Genomic DNA, 21,161 nt, shown 5'->3' with positions numbered 1-21,161 from the left:
TCTTGACACGGTTCCGCACCGCACGCATAGTTCCTGAGAGCTTTATCGAATTAGTTGATGCCGGTTCACATAACCCTTAGAACCCGCGGCATACAGGTGAGACGGGCCAATGGCGGCCCACAGGAGGATCCCATGAGAAACCCCAAAATCCTGGCTACAGGCATAATTGGGACCGTCGCGCTGACAATGGCCCTGAGCGCGTGCGGTGTTGGCGGCAGCGGCGGCAACAGCAACGACTCACAGAAGAAGGTGGATGCCGACGCGCCCCTCAAGGGATCCCTCACTTTCCAGACGTGGTCACTGAAGAATCCGACGTTCACGCCCTACTTCACCTCGCTGATCAACACGTTCCAGAAGGATCATCCCGGGACGAAGATCAACTGGGTCGACCAGCCCGGCGCCAACTACGCGGACAAGGTCGTCAGCCAGGTCACCAGCGGCAGTCTCCCGGACGTCGTCAACCTGCCCCCGGACATCGCCTACTCGGTGGCCAAGACCGGTGGCCTGCTCGACCTGAAGAAGAACGTGCCGACGCTCGACTCCACGTACGTGTCCAGCGGGCTCAAGGCGTACACGTACTCCAATGTTCAGGGAACCTACGCCTTCCCCTGGTACCTCGGCGCCGACATGAACTACTGGAACGGGGCGATGCTCGAGCGTGACGGCCTCGACACGAAGAAGCTGCCGACGAGCCTCGACGAACTCACAGCTCAGGCCAAGGTCATGCACGACAAGTCCGGCGGCAAGGACCGCCTGATGAGCCGCATGCCGTGGCTCAACGACATCGTCCAGTCAGGTACGCCGCTGACGAACAAGGACCAGACCAAGTTCGTCTTCAACACCCCGGCCGCAGCCGCGATGCTCGACAAGTACCGCGCCGCGTACAAGTCCGGCTACCTCCCGTCCACCGTGCTCACGACGGCGTACATGGGCAACAACGCGGCCTTCCTCAAGCAGGAGGTCGCCTGGACGACGGGTCAGGGCAACGGCATCCAGCAGGCCCAGCAGACGAACCCCACCCTCGCCAAGGAGATGATCCCCTCGCCGTCGATCGGCACGCCGATCCTCAACGTGCAGGGCATCTCCGTCTCGTCGAAGAGCAAGAACCTGTCGCTGGCCCTCGCGTTCGCCAAGTTCGTGACCGACAACCAGAACCAGGTCAACTTCGTCAAGCTCGCACAGGGCTTCCTTCCCGGCACCGTCGCGGCCGCGCACGACCCGGCGTACTCGAAGAGCGACGGCACGCCGCAGGGCGACGCCGCGGTGATTTCGTACCAGGACCTGCAGACGGCTGTGAACTACCAGCCGCCGGTCTGGACACAGGACATGACCACCATCCTCAACCAGCAGTTCGCTCTCGCGATCTCAGGCAAGGAAACGTCCAAGAAGGCGCTGGACAACATCGTCAACAAGGCGAACCAGCTGCTCTCCGACTGATCCGAGACCCGCGCGAGGGCGGGGCTCGCCGACCGCGCCGCCCTCGCCCTCGCGAGACAGGACCCGACCCACCATGCGATACCACCGGTGGTACACCCCTTGGCTGCTGGTTCTCCCGGCGGTGGCCTGGCTCGCCGCCTTCAGCCTCTGGCCGGCGGTCAACACCGCCTTTCTCTCCTTCACGAACGTCCGCACACTCACCGGTGGGCGGTTCGTCGGACTCCGCAACTACGCGGACATCCTGCACGACCCGCAAGTGCTCGACGCCCTGCTCAACAGCGTGATCTACATGATCGTCTGCGTACCGCTGCTGACAGTGCTCCCACTGCTGATGGCGTTGCTTGTCGAACGGGCCCTGCCGTTCATCGCCTTCTTCCGCACGCTCTTCTACTTCCCGGTCGTCGCCTCGGCGGTCGTCGTCGCCGTCATCTGGCAGTGGTTGCTGGACGACCGCGGCCTGGCCAACGGGACCATCAAGGCCCTGCACCTGAGCCATGAGGCGATTCCGTTCCTCACCGGACGCTGGCTGCTGCTGTTCAGCGCCATCTCCCTGACGGTATGGAAGGGACTCGGCTACTACATGATCATTTATCTCTCAGCGCTCGGGAACGTCGGCCGGGACCTGCACGAGGCGGCCGCGGTCGACGGTGCCGGTTCGGTACGACGTTTCTTCGCGGTGACCATTCCCGGTGTCAGCCGCACCATGATTCTGGTCGCCGTCCTGGTCTCGGTCTCCGCCATCCGGGTCTTCACCGAGCTGTACATCCTCGGTGGGAGCGGCGGCGGGGTCGGAGGCCAGGACGTGTCGCTGGTCCTCCTGATCCAGAACGCGGCCGGGGGCTCCAGCGGCCGACTCGGCTATGCGTCGGCGCTGAGCGTGCTGCTCTTCTTCGTCACCGTCGTTCCGATGCTGCTGCTGGCCCGTTTGAACCGGAGGGCGGAGGTATGAGCCTGACGCACGAACCGCGACCCCTGGCCGCCCCCGCGACGCTCTCCGCCGCCGGCTCCGCCCGGGAGCGGCCGAAGCGCCGCCCCGGCGCGGGTGGCTTCAACACCCTCAGCCGCAGGGCGCTCATCACGCGCTATGTCCTGCTGGTGATCGTCCTGGCCGTCAGCGTGGGACCGCTGTTGTGGGAGCTGTCCACCTCCCTCAAGAGCGTGGCGGAGGACGTCTACAGCACCACGCCGAATCTCCTCCCGAAGCACCCGACCCTCAGCAACTACACGAAGGTGGCCAACACCATTCCGGTGTGGCACTTCGCCGAGAACTCCCTTCTCGTCGCCTTCCTCAACGTGGGCGGCAACATCATCGGCGCCACGATCGCCGGATTCGCCCTGGCCCGCCTGGAGTTCCGGGGGAAGAAGTTGGTCTTCGGGCTGTTCCTCGCGACGCTGGTCCTGCCTGCGGAGGTGACGATCATCTCCCAGTTCCAGACCATCGTCAGCCTGGGGTTCGGCAACTCCCTCATCGGTGTCGCACTGCCCGCCATGATCAGCACACTCAATGTGCTGCTCATGCGCAACGCCTTCATGGCGATCCCGCCAGAGATCGACGCCGCGGCGGTGATCGACGGTGCGACCGTCCTGCAACGGCTACGTTATATAGGCCTCCCCGCCGTCAAGGGCACCATCAGCATCGTCGCCATCCTCGCCTTCATCGGAGCCTGGGACGACTTCCTCTGGCCGCTCCTCGTCCTACAGAGCCCGGACAAGCTCACCCTGACCGTCGGCCTCTCCTACCTCCAGAGCACCTTCTCGGTGGACCCGCGCACCATCGCCGCCGGAGCCATGATCGCCCTGATTCCCATCATCGTGCTGTTCGTCGCTTTGCAGCGCTTCTTCTTCAAGGGAGTGGGGGAGGGCGCAGTGAAGGGCTGACCACCCCGAACCGACGGCCGCGACGGGCGAACCCACCCGCGGCCCCCTCCCACCGCCACCGCGATTCATCGAACCTCAGAAGTCATACGGAGCATCCCCATGCATGACGACCACTCCCTGGTCGAAGCCCGACTCAAGCGTGTGCTCGACGAGCGCATCCGCCCCGCCGTGTACCCGGTGTCCGTGCCGCTCGAGGTCGGGATCTGGACCGCGCCGGGCGAGCCTGTGCCCGTCGCCGAGGGGCTCGCGGCCCCCAGAACTCCCATCGCGGTCGGTGACGCGTGGGGCGCTCCCTGGGGTACGAGCTGGCTGACCGTGTCCGGCACTGTCCCCGCCGAGTGGGCGGGACGCACCGTAGAGGCGCTGCTGGACCTCGGATTCGACGAGAACATGCCGGGCTTCCAGTGCGAGGGGCTGATCTACCGGCCGGATGGCACCCCGGTCAAGGGACTGAATCCGCGCAACCAGTGGGTACGGGTCGGCGCGCCGGCAGAGGGCGGCGATGAGGTCGTCCTGCACATCGAGGCGGCCTCGAACCCGGTGATCCTCGACTACCACCCTTTCCTGCCCACCGGTCTCGGGCAGAAGGAGACGGCAGGAACCGAGCCGCAGTACACACTGGCCCGCATGGATCTGGCCGTCTTCGACGAGACGGTGTGGAACCTCGTGCAGGATCTGGAGGTGCTCGGTGAACTCATGGCGGAACTCCCCCTCGACGGGCCCCGCCGCTGGGAGATCCTACGCGCGGTCGAGCACGCGCTCGATGCCGTGGACCTGCAGGACGTGGGCGCCACAGCGGTCGCCGCGCGCGAGCGGCTGCGTAAGGTCCTCGCGGCCCCCGCGGTCCCGTCCGCGCACCGGATCAGCGCGATCGGGCACGCCCACATCGACTCGGCGTGGCTGTGGCCGCTGCGTGAGACCGTCCGGAAGGTCGCGCGGACGACGTCCAACATGACCTCCCTGCTGGAGGACGAGCCCGACTTCGTCTACACCATGTCCCAGGCGCAGCAGTACGCTTGGATCAAGGAGCACCGACCCGAGGTGTACGCCAAGGTCAAGAAGGCCGTGGCGGAGGGACGCTTCGTGCCGGCCGGCGGCATGTGGGTGGAGTCCGACACCAACATGCCCGGATCCGAGGCAATGGCACGGCAGTTCGTGCACGGCAAGCGCTTCTTCCTCGACGAGTTCGGCATCGAGAACGAGGAGGCGTGGCTGCCCGACACCTTCGGCTTCGCCGCAGGGCTCCCGCAGATCATCAAGGCGGCGGGCTCCAAGTGGCTGCTCACCCAGAAGATCTCCTGGAGCCAGATCAACAAGTTCCCGCACCACACGTTCCTGTGGGAGGGGATCGACGGCACCCGGATCTTCACGCACTTCCCGCCGGTCGACACCTACAACTGCTCGATGAACGGGAAGGAGATCGCACACGCCGTCAGCAACTTCAAGGACAAGGGCGCGGCCACCCACTCGCTCGCACCGACGGGCTGGGGCGACGGCGGCGGCGGCACGACCCGCGAGATGGTCGCGAAGGCGGCCAGGATGCGCAGCCTCGAAGGCTCCGCCACGGTCCAGTGGGAGAAGCCGGCGGAATTCTTCGCGAAGGCGGAGGCCGAGTACCAGAACCCGCCGGTATGGGCAGGCGAGCTGTATCTGGAGCTCCACCGGGGGACACTGACCAGCCAGGCGCGGACCAAGCAGGGAAACCGCCGCAGCGAACACCTCCTTCAGGAGGCCGAACTGTGGGCTGCCACCGCCGCCGTCCGCACCGGATTCCCCTATCCGCACGAGCAGTTGGACCGCATCTGGAAGACGGTGCTGCTGCACCAGTTCCATGACATCCTGCCCGGTTCCTCGATCGCCTGGGTGCACCGCGAGGCAGAGAAGACATACGCGGCGGTCGCCGAAGAACTTGGCGGCATCATCGCCAACGCGACGCGGGCACTCGCCGGCGACGCGACAGCCGGCACCGAGGTCGTCTTCAACGCGGCACCCCACGGGCGTGGCGGCATCGGTGCGGGGGGCGCCGGCCAGGCATCACCGGCCGCGGGCGTGTGCACGGTGACCACCCGGCCCGAGGGCGGCTTCGTCCTTGAGAACGGCCTGCTCCAGGTCGTCGTCGACGGACGGGGTCTGGTGATCTCCGCGTACGACCTCGCCGGAGGGAGGGAGAGCATCGCACCAGGAGCCGCGGCGAACCTGTTGCAGATGCACCCCGACTTCCCGAACATGTGGGACGCCTGGGACGTCGACGAGTTCTACCGGAACACCGTCACCGACTTGACCGACGTCGACGAGGTCACGGTCGTGGCGGACGGGCCGGAGTCCGTGGCCGTCAACGTCGTACGGTGTTTCGGTTCCTCCCGTGCCGTCCAGACGCTGACCCTGGACGCGGGCGCCAAGCGGCTGGACATCGACACCGAGATCGACTGGCAGGAGACCGAGAAGTTCCTCAAGGCGGCCTTCCCCCTGGACATCCACACCGACCGCTACACGGCGGAGACCCAGTTCGGCCACCTCAACCGGCCCACCCACACGAACACGAGTTGGGAAGCGGCCAAGTTCGAGGCCTGCAACCACCGCTTCATCCATCTGGAGGAGCCCGGCTGGGGCGTGTCGCTGGTCAACAACTCCACCTACGGGCACGACGTGACCCGGACGGTGCGGGCGGCCGACAGCACCACAGCGGGCACCACCACGACGGTACGGCTGTCCCTGCTGCGCGCCCCGAGGTTCCCCGACCCGGAGACCGACCAGGGGGTGCACCGCTTCCGCTACGCGCTCGTCCCCGGTGGGAGCCTCGCCGACGCGGTTCGCGAGGGCTACCGCGTCAACCTGCCGGAGCGCCGCGTACCGGGCGACGCCGAAGTGGCCCCGCTGGTCGATATCGATGAGGACGCGGTCGTGATCACCGCCCTCAAGCTCGCGGACGACGGGAGCGGCGACGTGGTCGTGCGCTTCTACGAGGCCCATGGCGGCCGGGCGCGCGCCAGGCTCACGGCCGGGTTCGGCCTCGGCGGAGCCCAGGCGTGCGACCTGCTCGAACGGCCCCTGTCCACAGTGCCCGTGGACGGGGACGGCATCGACCTGTCTCTGCGGCCTTTCGAGATCGTCACCCTGCGGCTCTCCCGGCAGGAGCCGTGAAGACCCCGGGGCAGAGACCAGGATCATCGTCCATGAGGACAGCCCGACTACCGGGCCGCCGAAATCGCGGGGGACACCGCGAAGCTGCGGCTCTCCCCGGCGAAGTAGGGCGAGTGCCGTTTCACAGGCCGCCGAGACTGGCCAGGACCGCGGGAGTACTGATGGCGCTGGAGCCCGGGCCGTAGCGGGTGCCACGGTCCTCGGCCTGGCTCACGCACGCGCGGAAAGGGGGGCGGAGGGACGGGCTGTCCTGACGCGATCCGGCACCGGCTGTGCCGCATCCCGTCAGTTCCTGTGGCTCCCGCTGGGTCCTGAGCCCGAGGCCTGAGGCTTCTCCCGTTCGCGTGCTGTCGGCGCCGGCGGTGAGTCAACTCGGCAGCGCTCCGGAGAAGTCACGGGAAGTCGCACTGAGGCGCCTTGAGCCTCCAGCGGCTGGAGGGTCCAGGATCTCGCCCATGGACAACGAACACCCCGACGTACTCACCATCGGCCGGCTCGCGCACCGCACCGGTCTTCCGGTGCGTACCCTGCGCTTCTGGTCGGACGAGGGAGCGGTGCCGCCCGTGGCCCGCTCCGCGAGTGGCTACCGGCTGTACGACGCCGAGTCCGTGGCCCGCGTCGAGCTGGTCCGCACTCTGCGGGAGCTGGGCCTCGGGCTCGACGAGGTGTGCCGGGTGCTGAGTGGCCGGACCACGGTCGCCGAGGTCGCCGACGCGCATGTGGCCGCGCTCGACGCGCAGATCCGCTCGCTCAAGGTGAGCCGGGCTGTCCTGTCCACCGTGGCGAAACGTGGTTCGACTGCTGAGGAGACAGCACTGATGAACCGGTTGGCGCGGCTTTCCGCCGCTGAACGCAAACAGATCATCGACGAGTTCAAGGAGGAGGTGTTCGGCGGTCTCGACGTCGAGCCGCGCCTGCGCGACCGCATGCGTACGTTCAGCATCGAATTGCCCGACGACCCCACACCTGAGCAGGTCGACGCCTGGATCGAACTGGCCGAGCTGGTGCGGGACCCCGGCTTCCGCGCCCGGTTGCGCACATGGATGGAGCTCAACACGCCCGTACCGGGGCAGGGTCGTCCCCCCGGGTCGTCCATCTGGTGGGCCAGGCAGGTCGCGCAGACCGTCGCCGAGGTCAGAAAACGCGGGGTCGCCCCCGAAGGAGCGGAAGCGGCCGCATTGCTGTCCAAGCTGTTCGGCGACGCCGATCGGGCTGCCGTGCTGCGCGGCTTGGAGGCCGGGATCGAGGCCGGGGCGGAGCGTTACCGCAGGCTCGTCGCCCGCGTGCGCGGGCAGGATTCGTTTCCCGAAGCGACGGAGGAGCTGGAGTGGCTGGCGCGGGCCTTGCGCGCCGCCGTTCCCCGGCTCGGCCGACGAGCAGTGAGATCCTGAGTGCGGGTGCGTTTGTCCGGCACTTGGGCAGCAGGTGGAGGTCGCGGGGCCCCGGGAGTGTTCGCGAGAAATGACGTCGGTGCCTGGGAGCGGCGGGGGCCTCCGTACCGGTCCGGAGGCCCCCGCCACTTGCCTCAGGCCGCCGCCAGCGCTTCCGTGGGCGTCAGCCGCGACGCGCGGACCGAGGGATAGACCCCCGCCGCCATGCCGATCACCACGGCGCCCACCGTCCCCGCGACGATCGACGGGAGCGGAATCACCGGGGGCCAGCCCTGGTAGGTGGCGTATCCCAGTGTCGTCAGGACACCCAGCAGGGTGCCTGCGACACCGCCGAGGAGCGACAACGCCACCGACTCGGTGAGGAACTGCGCGCGGATCTGCCCGCGGTTCGCGCCCAGGGCGCGCCGCAGACCGATTTCCCTGCGGCGCTCCAGTACGGAGATGTACATCGTGTTGGCCACCCCGATCCCGCCGACGAGCAACGCGACGCCCGCGAGCCCGAGGAAGAGCGCGGAGAAGGTCGAGTCGGTCGCCCGCTTCGCCGCCAGCGCGGCGGAGGGCCTGCTGACCTGGACCAACCCGGGGAGCTGTGGATACAGGGTGTCGGGAAGCACCGAGCTGACCGCCTCGATCGCGTCCTCGCGTGCCTTGACGTAGATCACGGTCGGGTGGCCGTCGAAGTGCAGTTGGCTCTTGGCGGCCGGCCAGCCAACCAGTACGGAACGCTCCAGGTCCGGGGCGAGAGGCAGCGGGTCGAGTACGCCGATGACGGTGAACCACTTCGCGCCGATGATGACCTGCGGCGGCTCCTGGCCCGGGACCAGCCGGGGTATGCCGAGCCGGGCGGCGGCCTGGTAGCCGAGCACCACGGTGGGGAAGGTCTGTGTGGAGCTGTCGAGGAACTTCCCCGAGCGGACCTTCCCGTTCACCGCCGGAAGCAGGTCGGTACGCGCGGCCAGGACGGTCAGCCCCAGTCCGTCGTTGGGGTCGGTTCGGTCCGAACGCCGCACGAGAGCATGGGTGTTGGCGACCTCGCTGGCGTGTGTCACCGGACCGATCCGCGCGACCATGCGCGATGCCTCCTCGGGGAGGAGGACGGGCGGCTTCTGGTCCGGCTGGGGTTCGGCGCGCAGCATGTTCGTGCCGAGCGCCGACAGTTGCTCGTTCAGGTCCTGGCGGCTGGAGGCCGGTATCCCGGTCACCAGCACCAGCGTGGCGATGCCGATGGAGATGCCGAGCGCGGAGAGCGCGGCCCGCATCCTGCGGGTACGGATGCCGAGCAGCCCGAGCCGCAGTACGTCGGAGGGAGCGAGGCGCACCGGGCGGCCGCGGTCGCCGGCCCGATCGGTGCCGGGCCCGGGGCCCGCGCCGGGAGCGGCGCCCATGAGCCTCATCCCGGCCCCCCGCACGGGTCGAGGGGCCCGGACGCCCCGTCGTCGGAGACGATGCGGCCGTCGCGTATCTCGACCTGCCGGGGCAGCCGTGCGGCGATGTCCCGGTCGTGGGTGATGACGGCGATGGTGGTGCCCTCGCTGTTCAACTTGATCAGCAGGTCGAGTACGGCCCGCCCGTTGGCGGTGTCCAGGGCGCCGGTCGGCTCGTCGGCCAGGACCAGCGCCGGTTCGTTGACCAGGGCGCGGGCGATCGCCACGCGCTGCCGTTCGCCGCCGGAGAGCTGGTGCGGAAGATGGCCGACGCGGTGCGCGAGCCCGACCCGGTCCAGGGCCGCGGCCGCCAGCGGACTCCGGAGCCGGCGCGCAACCCCCGCGTACAGCAGGCCGGTCGCGACGTTCTCCGCCGCGCTCAGCCCGTCGGTGAGGTGGAACTGCTGGAAGACGAAGCCCAGCCAGCGTCCGCGCAGCGCCGAGAGCCGGCGGTCGGAAAGCGTCGCCGCGTCGTGGCCGCCGATCTCCACCGAGCCGCTGGTCGGCAGGTCGAGTGTGCCCATGATGTTCAGCAGCGTCGACTTGCCGGACCCTGAAGGACCGATGATGGCAAGCAACTCCCCCTCCCGGATGGTGAGGGAGACATCGTCCAGCGCCCTGACGCCGCCCCGGTAGGCCTTGCTCGCCCCCTTGACGGCGAGCACCGGCACTACGGGCACCAGAGGTGGCGCCGCCGGCACGTACGGCAGGCTCATGACGCGGTCACCACCCGGTCGCCCTCGCTGACGCCCCGGCCCGAGATCTCGACCATGCCCTTCGAGAACAGCCCGGTCCGCACGCCCAGCAGCTTCCCGCCCGGCGTCTGCACCGCGTACCCGCCCTCCTGGAGAGCTAGCAGCGCGCCGACCGGCACGACCAGCACGTTCTTCCTGGTCTCCGTCGTGAACACCACCTGTACGGTTGCCGCCTGAAGGCCCTCCACCGAGCCGGTGTCGCTCGGCACGACCGTGACCTGGAGCGTCGGCGTCGAGGCCTCGCCGGACGGGTCCTCGTCCCCGCCCCCGCCCCCGCCATCGACGCTCTGTCCGACGGAGCTGACCTCCCCGGGGACCGTCCTGGTGTCGGGCAGGGTGATGGTCACCTTGTCGCCCTGGTGGATCGGTCCGGCGTCGGTGGCGTCCACCTTCACGGCGATGGACTTCACCTGCGAGGTGACCGACAGCACGTCCCCGGAGGCCGGGTCGCCCAACTGGGCCTTGAGACCGCTGATCCGGACCGTGCCGGCGAGCACCGCGACCCGGCCGACGTCGAGGGTTCCGGTCTGCTTCTGGCGCGCGGAGAAGTCGCGCAGCAGGCAGACGGGTGGGAGCGGTCTGGGGCTGTCGATCGTCCGGAAACTGGTCGAGGCGCATGGGGGGTCGGTGGCGGTGACGAGTGGGGTGGGCAGGGGGTCGACGTTCACACTGCGGCTGTGAGCTTTCCGGCTGGAGGTCGTGGGGGTGCGTCGTGGTTGCGACGCGGCTGCCTGGTGCCGGGGGACGGGGCCCGCGGAAACAACCGCAACCCACAAGCGCCCACCACGACCCGGCGGGCTCCTGTACCAAGTCCCTGGCGCCAAGGGCGAACTCGCTCCCATCACGACCCCGGATTCCTCAGGCCGCCGCCCGGGGAGCCCTCCCCGACCAGGGCGATCGCGTCGACCAGCACCCGCTGGTTGTCGTGGAAGAGGGAGAGCGCGGCCTCTGGCGTCCAGTTCGCCATGCTCCGCGACGGCACTTTTCACCAAGCCCGGCCGGAAGGCGTCAGCTGATTCCCGGATCCGCCAGCAGCACCACCCTGTCGGCCTCGACATCGAATCCGAGCACCGGGTGCCCCTCGTCGGTCTCCGGATCCATCAGCACTGGTTTGCCCAGACGGCGACCGATCGCCCGAAGGAAGCCGCAGAACACATCAAGCCGCTCCTGCCCCCGCAACTCCCGCAGGTCAACGTCGAAGTCGATCTCCTCTGCGGCATAGAAACGGAAGATCGCCCTCACCTCAGCCACCGGTCGAACCAGCAAATCCGCACACTCCGCGTCCGCCGGACGGGAGAACACCGCCTCAGCCCTGGGCAGCGGCAGCACGACCACACCCACGGAGTACTGGAACTGCCAGCCGCTCGCGGTCACGAGGTCCAGCAACGCCTGCCAGTCCTCCACCGACGCATCAGGCACACGGACGTCCGGCAACGCCCCCATCAAATCCGGGTCGAAGAAGTTCCCGACGTCATCCCACAGCAGATCTGACACCCCGCCATGCTGCCCGCCATCCCCTCACACCGCGGCCCGATTTTATTGACGAAACCCATAGGGGCAACCCGCTCTGGGAGCGACCGGGGCGACGTAACGGGGATCAGGCGGCTGAACTGTTGTATGGCCGCGTCGGCTTCGGCCTGCGGCGTCGGATACTCCTGTCGCCCCGGCCGGGCGGCCACCGTGCCCGAATCGGTGCCAGGGCCGGCAACGCGGACGCCGGACCCGCGTTCACCGACCCGCGTTCACCCGACAGAGTCAGGGGTCTCTTCACCACTGAGCCTGGAGTGGGCAGGACAGGTACGGGATCGGCTACCGCGGTGCCATCCTGATCGCGCCGTCGAGTCGGATCGTCTCGCCGTTGAGCATCGGGTTCTCCACGATGTGGGCGGCGAGCGCGGCGTACTCCTCGGGGTGGCCGAGCCGGGTCGGGTGCGGTACTTGCCGGCCGAGCGCCTCGATCGCGGACTCGGGCAGGACGTCGAACATGGGCGTGCGGAACAGGCCTGGGGCGATCGTGACGACGCGGATCCGTTCCTGCGCGAGGTCGCGGGCGAGCGGCAGGGTCATGCCCGCGATGCCCGCCTTGGAGGCCGCGTAGGCGGCCTGCCCGATCTGGCCGTCGAACGCGGCCGCCGAGGAGGTGTTGACGATGACTCCGCGTTCCTCGCCGTCCGCCTCGGAGCGCGTCATCCGGGCGGCGGCGAGCCGGACGACGTTGAAGGTGCCGATCAGGTTGACCTGGACGACCTTGCTGAAGGCCTCCAGGGGGAACGGACCGTTCTTGCCGACGGTCCTGAAGGCATTGCCGATCCCGGCGCAGTTCACGGCTATGCGCAGGGTGCCGAGGTCCGAGGCGAGGGCGAGTGCCGCGGTGATGTCCTCTTCGCTGGTCACATCGCCCTGGGAGAACACGACGCGGTCGCCCAGCCGCGTCGCGATGTCCTTGCCCCGCGGGGAACGGCCGAGGAGTACCACGGTCGCGCCCCGGTCGCGCAGCTCGCGCGCGGTCGCCAGGCCCAGGCCGGAGGTTCCTCCGGTGACGAGCGCGACACTTCCTTCGATTCGCACTTTGTGCTCCTGTTCTGTGGTGTCCCAATGCGCCAGGAAAGGGTGTGACTCTATCTTGCGCGGGTCAGGAATAAAGGTCTCCGTTTATGTCACGCTACGTTCAGAATCACTACTCTCCGTCTATTGATCTTGATGTCGGCGGGGGGTAGGTTAAGCCCAGGCGTAAGGGGCAGGTTCGGTTCGAAAGATGCCCCGAATTACGAAGAGTAAATTTCTCTTGACGGGGGTTCTGAGGAATGTTTATTCCACTATGGCGGTAGTGTGATGCTCACTGCGCTGCAGTGAGTCGGATTTTTCGCGTTCTGCGTCCCGCTCTGGCGGGGGAGTTGTCGTGCTCCTCTGGTGCCGCTGAGACCTGACCGTGACTCTCGGGTGTCATCCCGCCCTTCGGGTATGCCTCATCCTTTGCCTTCACAGGACTGCCGGTAATCGTCTTCGATTTCCGCTGCGCTGCTTCACGGTATATGGGCGTGGAGTTCCTGGTGTGGCCTGGGGTTTTTATGGTTGGTCCTGAAATGGGCTTCGATTTCAGACTGATGCTTTCCTGGGACGGATATCGATGACCGGCTCATCGTCGTTCGACGAGACTTTCACTGTCACTGCCGATAATCCATTGATGAGTGGCCACGTTGTGCACGGGCGAAATCTGCTGCCCGGTGTCGGCTACGTGGATCTGGTGTTGCAGGTCTTGGCCCGGCACGGTCATGCCATGCCGGACGTCGAGCTGCGGAACCTCACGATCCTCGCGCCGCTCGTCGCCGTGCCTGGTGAAGAGGTCCTGGCCACCGTGGCGGGACGGGCCGCGCCGACGGGAGGGTGGCGCATCGAGGTGCGCAGCCGCCGGCGGCAGGACACCACGGACGTCCTGCACGCGGTGGTGTCGGCGCACGTGAGTGCCCGTTGCGTCTTTGAGGAACGGCTGTCGCTTCCGCTCGCCGGGGCCGACCGGGTCACTCACCTCGCCGACATCTACACCTGGCTGCGTGAGCGCGAGCTGGTTCACTCGGGGCTGATGAAGATCAGCGGTGCCGTGCACCGCCGAGCCGGGGACTGGGTCGCGGAGGTGGAACTCGGACCGGCCCACCACGGTACCGCGGACTCCTTCCTCTTCCATCCGGCGCTGTTCGAGGGCGGGTTGCTCGGCAGCAGCGTGGGCAGCCACATGCTGCACACCGGGGAGGCCGCCGGAGGGCTCTATCTGCCACTGATTCTCGAGTCGTTCCGGGCGGCGGCGCCGCTGGGCAAGCGCTGCTTCGTCAGGGCCCCCGCCGACTCGATGCGCAGGGATGACGAACTCATAAGTCTGGCCGTGGAGTTCTACAACGAGAGCGGGACGAAGGTCGCCGAGATCGGACGGCTCTCGGCCAAACGGGTGCGGGCGGTGACGGCCCTCGACGTGCGGGGAGAGCCCGCCTCCTCCATGGCGCGCACCGGCCGCCCGCCGGCCGGCAAGCCCGCAGCACCGGCCGCAGGAAACGATGTCGCGGCCGTACTGCGGGAGCTGGTCGGGGCACGCCTCGGCCTGCCCGTGGCGCGAGTCGACGTCAACGGAAGCTTCTACGAACTGGGACTTGCCTCGGCGGACCTGGTGTCCCTGGTGCCCGAACTGGAGGACCGGCTGGCCCGACAGATCTCGCCGACGACCATGTTCGAGTACCGGTCGATCGCCGAGGTGGCGGCGGGGCTGCGCGAGGATGCCGCCGACGGGACGGTGACGGCCACCGCGCGGCGGCCGCAGGAAACACGCATGGCTTCCGCGGGGACGCAGGGAACCGACATGGCGCACCCGCTGACCCTCGTCACACTGACCGAAGAGATCGCGGCACAACTGGGCGTGCCTGCCGCGGAGGTCGACCCGGACGCTGAATTCGCCGAGTTCGGCCTCGGTATGACCGACATCGGCCGACTGGCCGCACGGCTCACCGACCGCTTCCAGGTGGCGTTCACCCCCGCCGCGTTCCCGCAGCACCGCACCGTACGTTCCCTCGCGCAGGAACGTGCCGCGGCCCGGCAGGAACCCCCGCAGGCCGCACCGCACGTCCCCGGCCCGGTGACCGGGAGTGCCCCGGCACGGCCGCACTCCCTGCTGCACGACGCCGTGCCGCTCGACGACGGCACCGCCTACCGGACGTGCTTCGACGGCGACGAGCCGTTCCTGCGCGACCACCAGGTACACGGCGGCCGCGTCCTACCCGCCGTCGTACAACTGGAGATGGCGCGCGCGGCGGTCGCCCGCGCCCTGGGCGAAGGGCACACCGGCACCGTACGTCTGGACGACGTGGTGTGGCTGCGACCGGCCGTCAGCGGGCCGGACGGACTCGAACTGCGCGTGGAAGTAAGCGAGTTGGCCGGACGCGGCTGGCAGTACACCATCAACGGCGTCGACGCGGACGGCGAGGTCGTGCCGTACAGCCAGGGCCGGGCGAACCTGGCCACCACCAGTGAGCGGAGCCTGCCGCGGCTGGACGACCTGCGCGCGGCCTGCGCCGAGAAGTCGATTCCCGCCGCCGACGTCTACGACCTGTACGCCGCCGTCGGCATGGACTACGGCCCCGCCCAGCGGTCCCTCGTGAAGCTGGGTCTCGGCACCGACGAGGCCGGCCGGCCCCAGGTCCTCGCCGAGCTGCGGCTGCCCTCGGCGGCGCCGCCCCTGGACGACTGCCACCTGCACCCGAGCGTCATCGACGGAGCCCTGCAGGCCACTGTCGGACTGCGCCTCGCTGAGCGCCGGTACGACGGACAACAGGCCCGCCCCGCGCTGCCGTTCGCCCTGGATCACCTGGAGGTCGTCGCCGCCACGCCCGCCACGGCCTACGCCTGGGTGCGCCACCAGGCGGGCAGTGACCCCGACTCCGCCACGGCACGCCTGGACGTGACCGTGTTCGACGAGTACGGCCGGGTGTGCGCGGATGTGACCGGACTGTGCACGCGGGTCCTGGCGCGGGATCCGCGCCCTGCGGACGCCACCCCGCCGGTCGAGCCCGCCCCTCTGGCCGAGCTCGCGCCGCACGCCGGGACCGACGTCGCGATCATCGGAGTCAGCGGACGCTACCCGAAGGCGCCGGACCTGGACGCCTTCTGGCAGAACCTCCGCTCCGGCCGCGACTGCGTCACCGAGGTGCCCGCGGACCGCTGGGACCACCGCCGCAACGCCGACGCAGAGGGCTCCTCCTCCGGCAAGTGGGGCGGCTTCCTCGACGGGATCGACCGGTTCGACCCGCTGTTCTTCCAGATCTCGCTGCACGAGGCCGAGCTGCTCGACCCGCAGGAGCGCCTCTTCCTCCAGTGTGCCCACCACACACTGGAGGACGCCGGATACGCGGCGGGACCGGCCGGCAAGGTCGGCGTCTTCGTCGGCGTGATGTACCAGGAGTATCAGCTGCACGGCGCGCAGGCACAGGAGCGCGGGCAGCAGGCGGCGCTCTCGGGCAGCGCGTCCAGCGTCGCCAACCGCGTTTCCTACTTCTACGACTTCACCGGTCCGAGCATGACTGTCGACACCATGTGCTCGTCGTCCCTGACCGCCATCCACCTGGCCTGTGAGGCCATCAGGAGCGGCCAGTGCGAGACGGCGCTCGCCGGCGGGGTGAACCTCCACTCCCACCCCAACAAGTTTCTGATGCTCAGTCAGCGCAGGTTCCTCTCCAGCGACGGCCGGTGCCGCAGCTTCGGTGAGGGCGGCGACGGTTATGTGCCCGGCGAGGGTGTGGGCGCGGTACTGCTCAAGCCCCTGGACCGGGCTGTCGCCGACGGAGACCACATCCACGCCGTGATCAAGGCGACCGCCCTCAACCACGGCGGCCGGACCTCCGGCTACTCGGTGCCCTCTCCGGCGGCGCAGGGCGCGGTCATCGCGCGGGCGCTCACAGCCTCCGGCGTCGACGCACGCTCGCTCGGCTACCTGGAGGCGCACGGCACCGGAACGGCCCTGGGCGACCCGCTCGAAGTCGTCGGCCTGAACAAGGCGTTCGAGGCGCACGGTGTCCTGCCGGAGCACTGCGCGATCGGCTCGGTCAAGTCCAACATCGGACACTGCGAGAGCGCGGCGGGCATCGCGGGGCTCACCAAGGTGCTGCTGCAGATGCGGCACGGCGAAATGGTGCCCAGCCTGCACTCCGCCACTCTCAACCGCCGCATCGACTTCGGCAGCACCCCGATGCGGGTGCAGCAGCACCTGGAGCCGTGGCACCGGCCGACCGCGGTGGTCGACGGTGAGCCGCGGACGCTCCCGAGGGTCGCCGGGGTGTCCGGCTTCGGCGCGGGCGGCTCCAACGCCCATGTCGTCGTCGCCGAGTACGTGCCGCAGGCCCCGCGCCGGGCGGCGCCCGCAGGCCCCGCGCTGCTCGTGCTCTCCGCGCAGACCGAGGATCAACTCGTAGAGCAGGCACGGCGGTTGCGTACGCGGCTGGCCGGGCTCACCGACGGCACGCTTCAGGACGTCGCGTGGACCCTGCAGACGGGCCGCATGGCGCTGGACGAGCGACTGGCCTTCGCGGCGGCCTCCCTCGACGAGGCCGGCGCGCTGCTCGACGCGTTCGTCGCCGCACCTGGGAGCCCTGGTGCCTGGGCGCGGGGCACCGTACGCCTCGGGGACCAGCCCGTCGGATCCGGTGACAGCGTGCTGCGGGCCGCGGTGTCGCACTGGATGGACCGGGCCGAGCCCGGCGAACTGCCGCGCCTGTGGGTGCGGGGAGCCGCGGTGCCCTGGCGGATGCTGCACCGCTCGGCCTCCTCTCCCCGTCGCGTCAGTCTGCCCGGATACCCCTTCGCCCGCGACCGGTGCTGGTTCGACGCGGAGCCGGGTGGAGCGACGGACGGGCGGGAGACAGCGGGCGACGTACAGAGCGGCAGGGTCGGAGGAGACGTACGAAACGTGCGAGACGCGGACGTACAGAGCGGACAGGGCGGAGGCGACGTGCGAGGCGAGATGGTGCTGCTGCGCCCCGAGTGGGTCGAGCAGGCCGCCGTACGCGAACAGGGCGCCGCGGAACAGGAGTTCGGCGAGCGTCACGTCGTGATGATCGGCAGCCTCGCGGAGGCGGAGCGCGACATCCTTCGGTCCGCGCTGCCCGTCGGTACGGCACACCACTTCGTGGACCTCACGGACGGCGCCCTGGACGGGCAGTACTCCCTGGCCGCCGAACGCGTGTTCACGCTGGCCCGCGCGATCCTCCGGGGTGGCCCACGGCGGCCGGTGCTGCTCCAGGTCGCCCTGGTCGGCGCCGCTGGCACGGACGCCGAACGGGAGCGCCTCGCCTGCTTCGGCGGCCTCGCGGGGCTGCTGCGCACCGCCCACCAGGAGAACCCCCTTCTGCACACGCAGTACGTCGAGTGCCTGGACGGGGCGGCACCGGCGGCCGTCGCCGCCCGCCTTGCCGCGGAAGCCGTGCACGACCCCGCACCCGAGGTGCGCCACCGCGACGGGCGGCGCCTGCTGCAGCGACCGGTGGAGATCCCTCGCGCCGCGACCGCGGCCGCGCCCTGGCGGGAGGACGGCGTCTACCTGATCACCGGCGGTGTCGGCGGCCTCGGCCGGATCGTGGCGCATGAGATCGCCGCGTCCGTCGGGCACGCCACCGTGGTGCTCACCGGACGTTCGCCGCTGGGCGAGGACCGGCGCGACGCGCTGAACGCCCTGCGCGCGGCGGGCCTCACCGTCGACTACCAGCGCGCCGACGTGGCCGACCGTGACGCGGTCGCCCGTGTGCTGTCCCATGTGGCCGACAACCACGGGCCGTTGACGGGCATCGTGCACAGTGCGGGGGTCATCGCGGACGGCTATCTCCTGCGCAAGAACGAGGAGGAGCTGGCGCGGGTCCTGTCACCCAAGGTCACGGGCCTGGTGAACCTGGACGAGCTGAGCCGGGACCAGCCGCTGGACGTCTTCCTGTGCTTCTCGTCGATCGCCGGGACCTTCGGAAACGCCGGACAGGCCGACTACGCCGCGGGCAACGCGTTCATGGACGCGTACGCCGCCTATCGCAACCGGCTGGCCGACGCGGGCGCGTGCCACGGCAGGACCGTGTCCATCGGCTGGCCGCTGTGGGACGAGGGCGGCATGGGGGGCGGCGCCGTACGGGAGAACCTGCGCGGAGTCGGTCTGGCCCCCCTGGACACCGCCCGCGGCCTCATGGCGCTGCGATGCGCCCTGGCCCCTGAGGAGAACGGCCTCGCGGACGGCAGGCTGATCGTCATCGTGGGTGAGCGGGACGGGCTGCTGTCCCGGCTCGTCGGGGGCGAAGCCGAGCCGCAGCCGGCGGAGAGCGCGCCCGAGGCCGCTCCCGCCGCCGTCGCGACTCCCGCCGTCGCGCCGGACGAGGACGCGGCCCTGCAGGACAAGACGGTGACCCACCTGCGGCGCGTCCTTGCCACGTCGCTCAAGCTCCGCCCCGAACGCGTCGACGTCGACGCGCCGTTGGAGCGGTACGGCATGGACTCCGTCATCGCGGTGGGCGTGATCTCCGGCCTGGAGGAGTCGTTCGGACGGCTGTCGCGGACCCTGCTCTTCGAGGTCGAGACCATCCGTGACCTGGCCCGGTACTTCATCACCGACCACCCGCGGGCGCTGCGTACGCTGCTCGGCGAACCGGCACGTCCCGCGGTCGCGGTGTCCGCGACAAAGGCTTCGAAGGCCCCGGAAGCGGCAGCCGCGCCGGTGACTGCCGATGTCCACGTGGAGGCGCGTGACCGGGCCGTCGCCCCCGCCGGGCAGGCCGTGGCCCCCGCAGAGGAAGCCGCCCCCACCAGGGACGTCGCGATCATCGGCATCAGCGGGCGCTACCCACAGGCCGGCGACCTCGGCTCCCTGTGGGCGAACCTCCGCGGCGGCGAGGACGGCGTCACCGAGGTGCCGGCCGACCGCTGGGACCATGAGGCCCTTTTCGGCGATCTGGACGAGAGCCGGGCGCGGCCCGGCAAGTGGGGCGGCTTCCTCGACGGCGTCGACCAGTTCGATCCGCTGCTCTTCGGCATCTCGCCGCGCGAGGCCGCTGCCCTAGACCCGCAGCAGCGGCTCTTCCTGGAGACCGTCTGGCAGGTCCTGGAGCAGAGCGGCGTGACCCAGAAGGTCATCGAGCGGCGCTACGGGCGGCGCGTCGGCGTATACGTCGGTGCGGCCTATCACCTGTACCGCGCCGACGAGTCGGGGGACCCGGCCCTCGCGGCGCTCACCTCAGCGGCCTCGTACAACATGATCGCCAACCGGGTCTCGCACTTCTTCGGCCTCGAAGGGCCGAGCCTGGCCGTGGACAGCATGTGCGCGTCGTCGGCCATGGCCATCCACTTGGCCTGCGCCGACGTACTGCGGGGCGAGGCAGAACTGGCGGTCGCCGGCGGCATCAACCTCACGGTCCACCCGGACAAGTACGTTGCGCTCGCCGAGCTGCGACTGCTCGGCAGCGGCCCCGGCAGCCGCAGCTTCCGCGACGGGGACGGCTATCTGCCCGCCGAGGCCGTCGGCGCCGTGCTGCTCAAGTCGCTGGACGCGGCGGTGCGCGACGGGGACCGGATCCACGCCGTCATCAAGGGCACGGCGTCGATGCACGCCGGCCGGGCCAACGGCTTCATGACGCCGAGCCGCAGGACGCAGGTGAAGGTCATGCGGCGGGCCCTGGAGCAGGCCGGTGTCACGGCGGACTCCATCGGGTACGTCGAGGCCGCGGCCAACGGAACGGCGTTCTCCGACGAGGTCGAGTTCCGCGCGCTGCGCGAGGTGTTCGACGGGGTGGCCGAGCCGGTGGCGCTCGGCACCGTGAAGTCGAACCTCGGTCACCCCGAGGCCGCCTCCGGCATCGCCCAGCTGACCAAGGTCGTCCTCCAGCTCCAGCACCGGGAGCTGACGCCCCTGACTGCGGCGGGCGAACCCAACCCCAACCTGGACTTCGACGGCACCGCGCTGAGCCTGTGCGAGGAGCTGTCGCAGTGGCGGCCGCGCGCCACGGTGGCCGCGGACGGCATGCCGTATCCCCGTCGAGCGCTCATCAACTCGGTGGCCGCGGGCGGCAGTCACGTCAGCCTGGTCGTCGAGGCGCCCCCGGTGACGCAGGAGGCCAGGGACGTCGCGCAGGACGCGGGACCTCAGCTTGTGGTGGTGTCCGCTGGCACGCCCGAGCGGCTGCGGACGGCGGCACAGCGGCTGAGCACGTTCCTGGACGGCGACGCGTCCGCGAGCCTGGCCGACATCGCGTACACCTCGCAGCTCGGCCGTGAGGCGATGCCGGAGCGCCTCGCCGTGGTGGCGGGCTCCGCGCGGGAGCTGAAGCAGGGCCTCGACCGGTACCTCGCGGACGGTGCCGGGGCGGCGGACGGCGTGCTCACTCCTGTGCCGGTCCACCACGGCAACGCCGAGGAGGACACGGGCCCGCTGGGCACGGTCCTTTCCGGCGCCCGGGGCGAGGCGTTCCTCGCGGGCCTCGTCGTGGACCGCGCGCTGGAGCACCTCGCCGAGCTGTGGGTGCGCGGGGCCGACGTGCCGTGGGACGGACTCCACGACGGGCACCGCCGCCTGGCGCCGCTTCCGCCGACGGCCTTCGTGCCGGGGCGGCACTGGGTCGGGCGTCGGCCGGGAG

The 21,161-nt window shown here is 69.8% G+C and carries 12 protein-coding genes and 1 pseudogene; 7 read left to right on the top strand and 6 right to left on the bottom strand.

What is annotated here, in order from left to right:
* The first annotated feature begins 132 nt into the window (after positions 1 to 132).
* From QR77_RS00150 to QR77_RS00130, 5 genes are all read left to right on the top strand, one after another.
* Positions 133 to 1,437 (top strand): extracellular solute-binding protein, encoded by a 1,305-nt coding sequence (locus QR77_RS00150; RefSeq protein WP_040019101.1) that lies wholly within the window; start codon positions 133 to 135, stop codon positions 1,435 to 1,437.
* A 73-nt stretch (positions 1,438 to 1,510) separates the two neighbouring features.
* Positions 1,511 to 2,386, top strand: a complete 876-nt coding sequence (locus tag QR77_RS00145; protein ID WP_040019100.1) for a sugar ABC transporter permease — start codon at positions 1,511 to 1,513, stop codon at positions 2,384 to 2,386.
* Positions 2,383 to 3,315, top strand: a complete 933-nt coding sequence (locus QR77_RS00140; protein ID WP_040019099.1) for a carbohydrate ABC transporter permease — start codon at positions 2,383 to 2,385, stop codon at positions 3,313 to 3,315. Before QR77_RS00145 ends, QR77_RS00140 begins: the two co-directional genes overlap by 4 nt.
* Positions 3,316 to 3,414: 99 nt before the next feature.
* Positions 3,415 to 6,456, top strand: coding sequence for a glycoside hydrolase family 38 C-terminal domain-containing protein (locus QR77_RS00135; protein WP_040019098.1), 3,042 nt, complete (start codon positions 3,415 to 3,417; stop codon positions 6,454 to 6,456).
* Positions 6,457 to 6,911: 455 nt separating this feature from the next.
* Positions 6,912 to 7,847, top strand: coding sequence for a MerR family transcriptional regulator (locus QR77_RS00130; RefSeq protein ID WP_040019097.1), 936 nt, complete (start codon positions 6,912 to 6,914; stop codon positions 7,845 to 7,847).
* 134 nt (positions 7,848 to 7,981) lie between these two features.
* On the opposite strand, the gene QR77_RS00125 is transcribed toward QR77_RS00130, so the two are convergent.
* From QR77_RS00125 to QR77_RS00115, 3 genes are read right to left on the bottom strand one after another with little or no spacing between them, the layout of a single operon-like run.
* Positions 7,982 to 9,232: an ABC transporter permease gene (locus tag QR77_RS00125; protein WP_052488403.1), complete on the bottom strand. Its 1,251-nt coding sequence runs from the start codon at positions 9,230 to 9,232 to the stop codon at positions 7,982 to 7,984.
* A 5-nt stretch (positions 9,233 to 9,237) separates the two neighbouring features.
* On the bottom strand, positions 9,238 to 9,987 hold the full coding sequence (locus QR77_RS00120; protein WP_052488402.1) for an ABC transporter ATP-binding protein: 750 nt from the start codon (positions 9,985 to 9,987) through the stop codon (positions 9,238 to 9,240).
* Positions 9,984 to 10,523: a hypothetical protein gene (locus tag QR77_RS00115; RefSeq protein ID WP_078876391.1), complete on the bottom strand. Its 540-nt coding sequence runs from the start codon at positions 10,521 to 10,523 to the stop codon at positions 9,984 to 9,986. The genes QR77_RS00120 and QR77_RS00115 overlap by 4 nt, the downstream gene beginning before the upstream one ends.
* Positions 10,524 to 10,557: 34 nt before the next feature.
* Here QR77_RS00115 and QR77_RS43000 point away from each other — a divergent pair.
* Positions 10,558 to 10,707: pseudogene (locus tag QR77_RS43000) on the top strand (ATP-binding protein); the annotation flags it as partial.
* 160 nt (positions 10,708 to 10,867) lie between these two features.
* On the opposite strand, the gene QR77_RS49720 reads toward QR77_RS43000, so the two are convergent.
* The 3 genes from QR77_RS49720 to QR77_RS00105 form a co-directional block, all read right to left on the bottom strand.
* Positions 10,868 to 10,993: a hypothetical protein gene (locus QR77_RS49720; protein ID WP_269084303.1), complete on the bottom strand. Its 126-nt coding sequence runs from the start codon at positions 10,991 to 10,993 to the stop codon at positions 10,868 to 10,870.
* 41 nt (positions 10,994 to 11,034) lie between these two features.
* The gene (locus QR77_RS00110) at positions 11,035 to 11,520 is read right to left on the bottom strand and encodes a hypothetical protein (protein WP_040019096.1); all 486 of its coding nucleotides are present in this window, start codon (positions 11,518 to 11,520) and stop codon (positions 11,035 to 11,037) included.
* Between the two features lie 315 nt (positions 11,521 to 11,835).
* Positions 11,836 to 12,594 (bottom strand): 3-hydroxyacyl-CoA dehydrogenase, encoded by a 759-nt coding sequence (locus QR77_RS00105; protein ID WP_040019095.1) that lies wholly within the window; start codon positions 12,592 to 12,594, stop codon positions 11,836 to 11,838.
* Positions 12,595 to 13,153: 559 nt separating this feature from the next.
* On the opposite strand from QR77_RS00105, the gene QR77_RS00100 reads away from it, so the two are divergent.
* Positions 13,154 to 21,161, top strand: an 8,008-nt coding sequence (locus QR77_RS00100) for an SDR family NAD(P)-dependent oxidoreductase (protein WP_078876390.1), incomplete at its 3' end; no start/stop codon positions are given.

Origin of the sequence: Streptomyces sp. 150FB, from assembly GCF_000818195.1 — a bacterium.
Taxonomy (GTDB): domain Bacteria; phylum Actinomycetota; class Actinomycetes; order Streptomycetales; family Streptomycetaceae; genus Streptomyces.
This window is presented reverse-complemented; position numbering and strand designations above follow the sequence as displayed.

What these genes read in the sequence shown, in the direction of transcription:
- QR77_RS00150 (WP_040019101.1), top strand. Translation starts at nt 133, where the DNA reads ATGAGAAACCCCAAAATCCTGGCTACAGGCATAATTGGGACCGTCGCG.
- QR77_RS00145 (WP_040019100.1), top strand. Translation starts at nt 1,511, where the DNA reads ATGCGATACCACCGGTGGTACACCCCTTGGCTGCTGGTTCTCCCGGCG.
- QR77_RS00140 (WP_040019099.1), top strand. Translation starts at nt 2,383, where the DNA reads ATGAGCCTGACGCACGAACCGCGACCCCTGGCCGCCCCCGCGACGCTC.
- QR77_RS00135 (WP_040019098.1), top strand. Translation starts at nt 3,415, where the DNA reads ATGCATGACGACCACTCCCTGGTCGAAGCCCGACTCAAGCGTGTGCTC.
- QR77_RS00130 (WP_040019097.1), top strand. Translation starts at nt 6,912, where the DNA reads ATGGACAACGAACACCCCGACGTACTCACCATCGGCCGGCTCGCGCAC.
- QR77_RS00125 (WP_052488403.1), bottom strand. Translation starts at nt 9,232, where the DNA reads ATGGGCGCCGCTCCCGGCGCGGGCCCCGGGCCCGGCACCGATCGGGCC.
- QR77_RS00120 (WP_052488402.1), bottom strand. Translation starts at nt 9,987, where the DNA reads ATGAGCCTGCCGTACGTGCCGGCGGCGCCACCTCTGGTGCCCGTAGTG.
- QR77_RS49720 (WP_269084303.1), bottom strand. Translation starts at nt 10,993, where the DNA reads ATGGCGAACTGGACGCCAGAGGCCGCGCTCTCCCTCTTCCACGACAAC.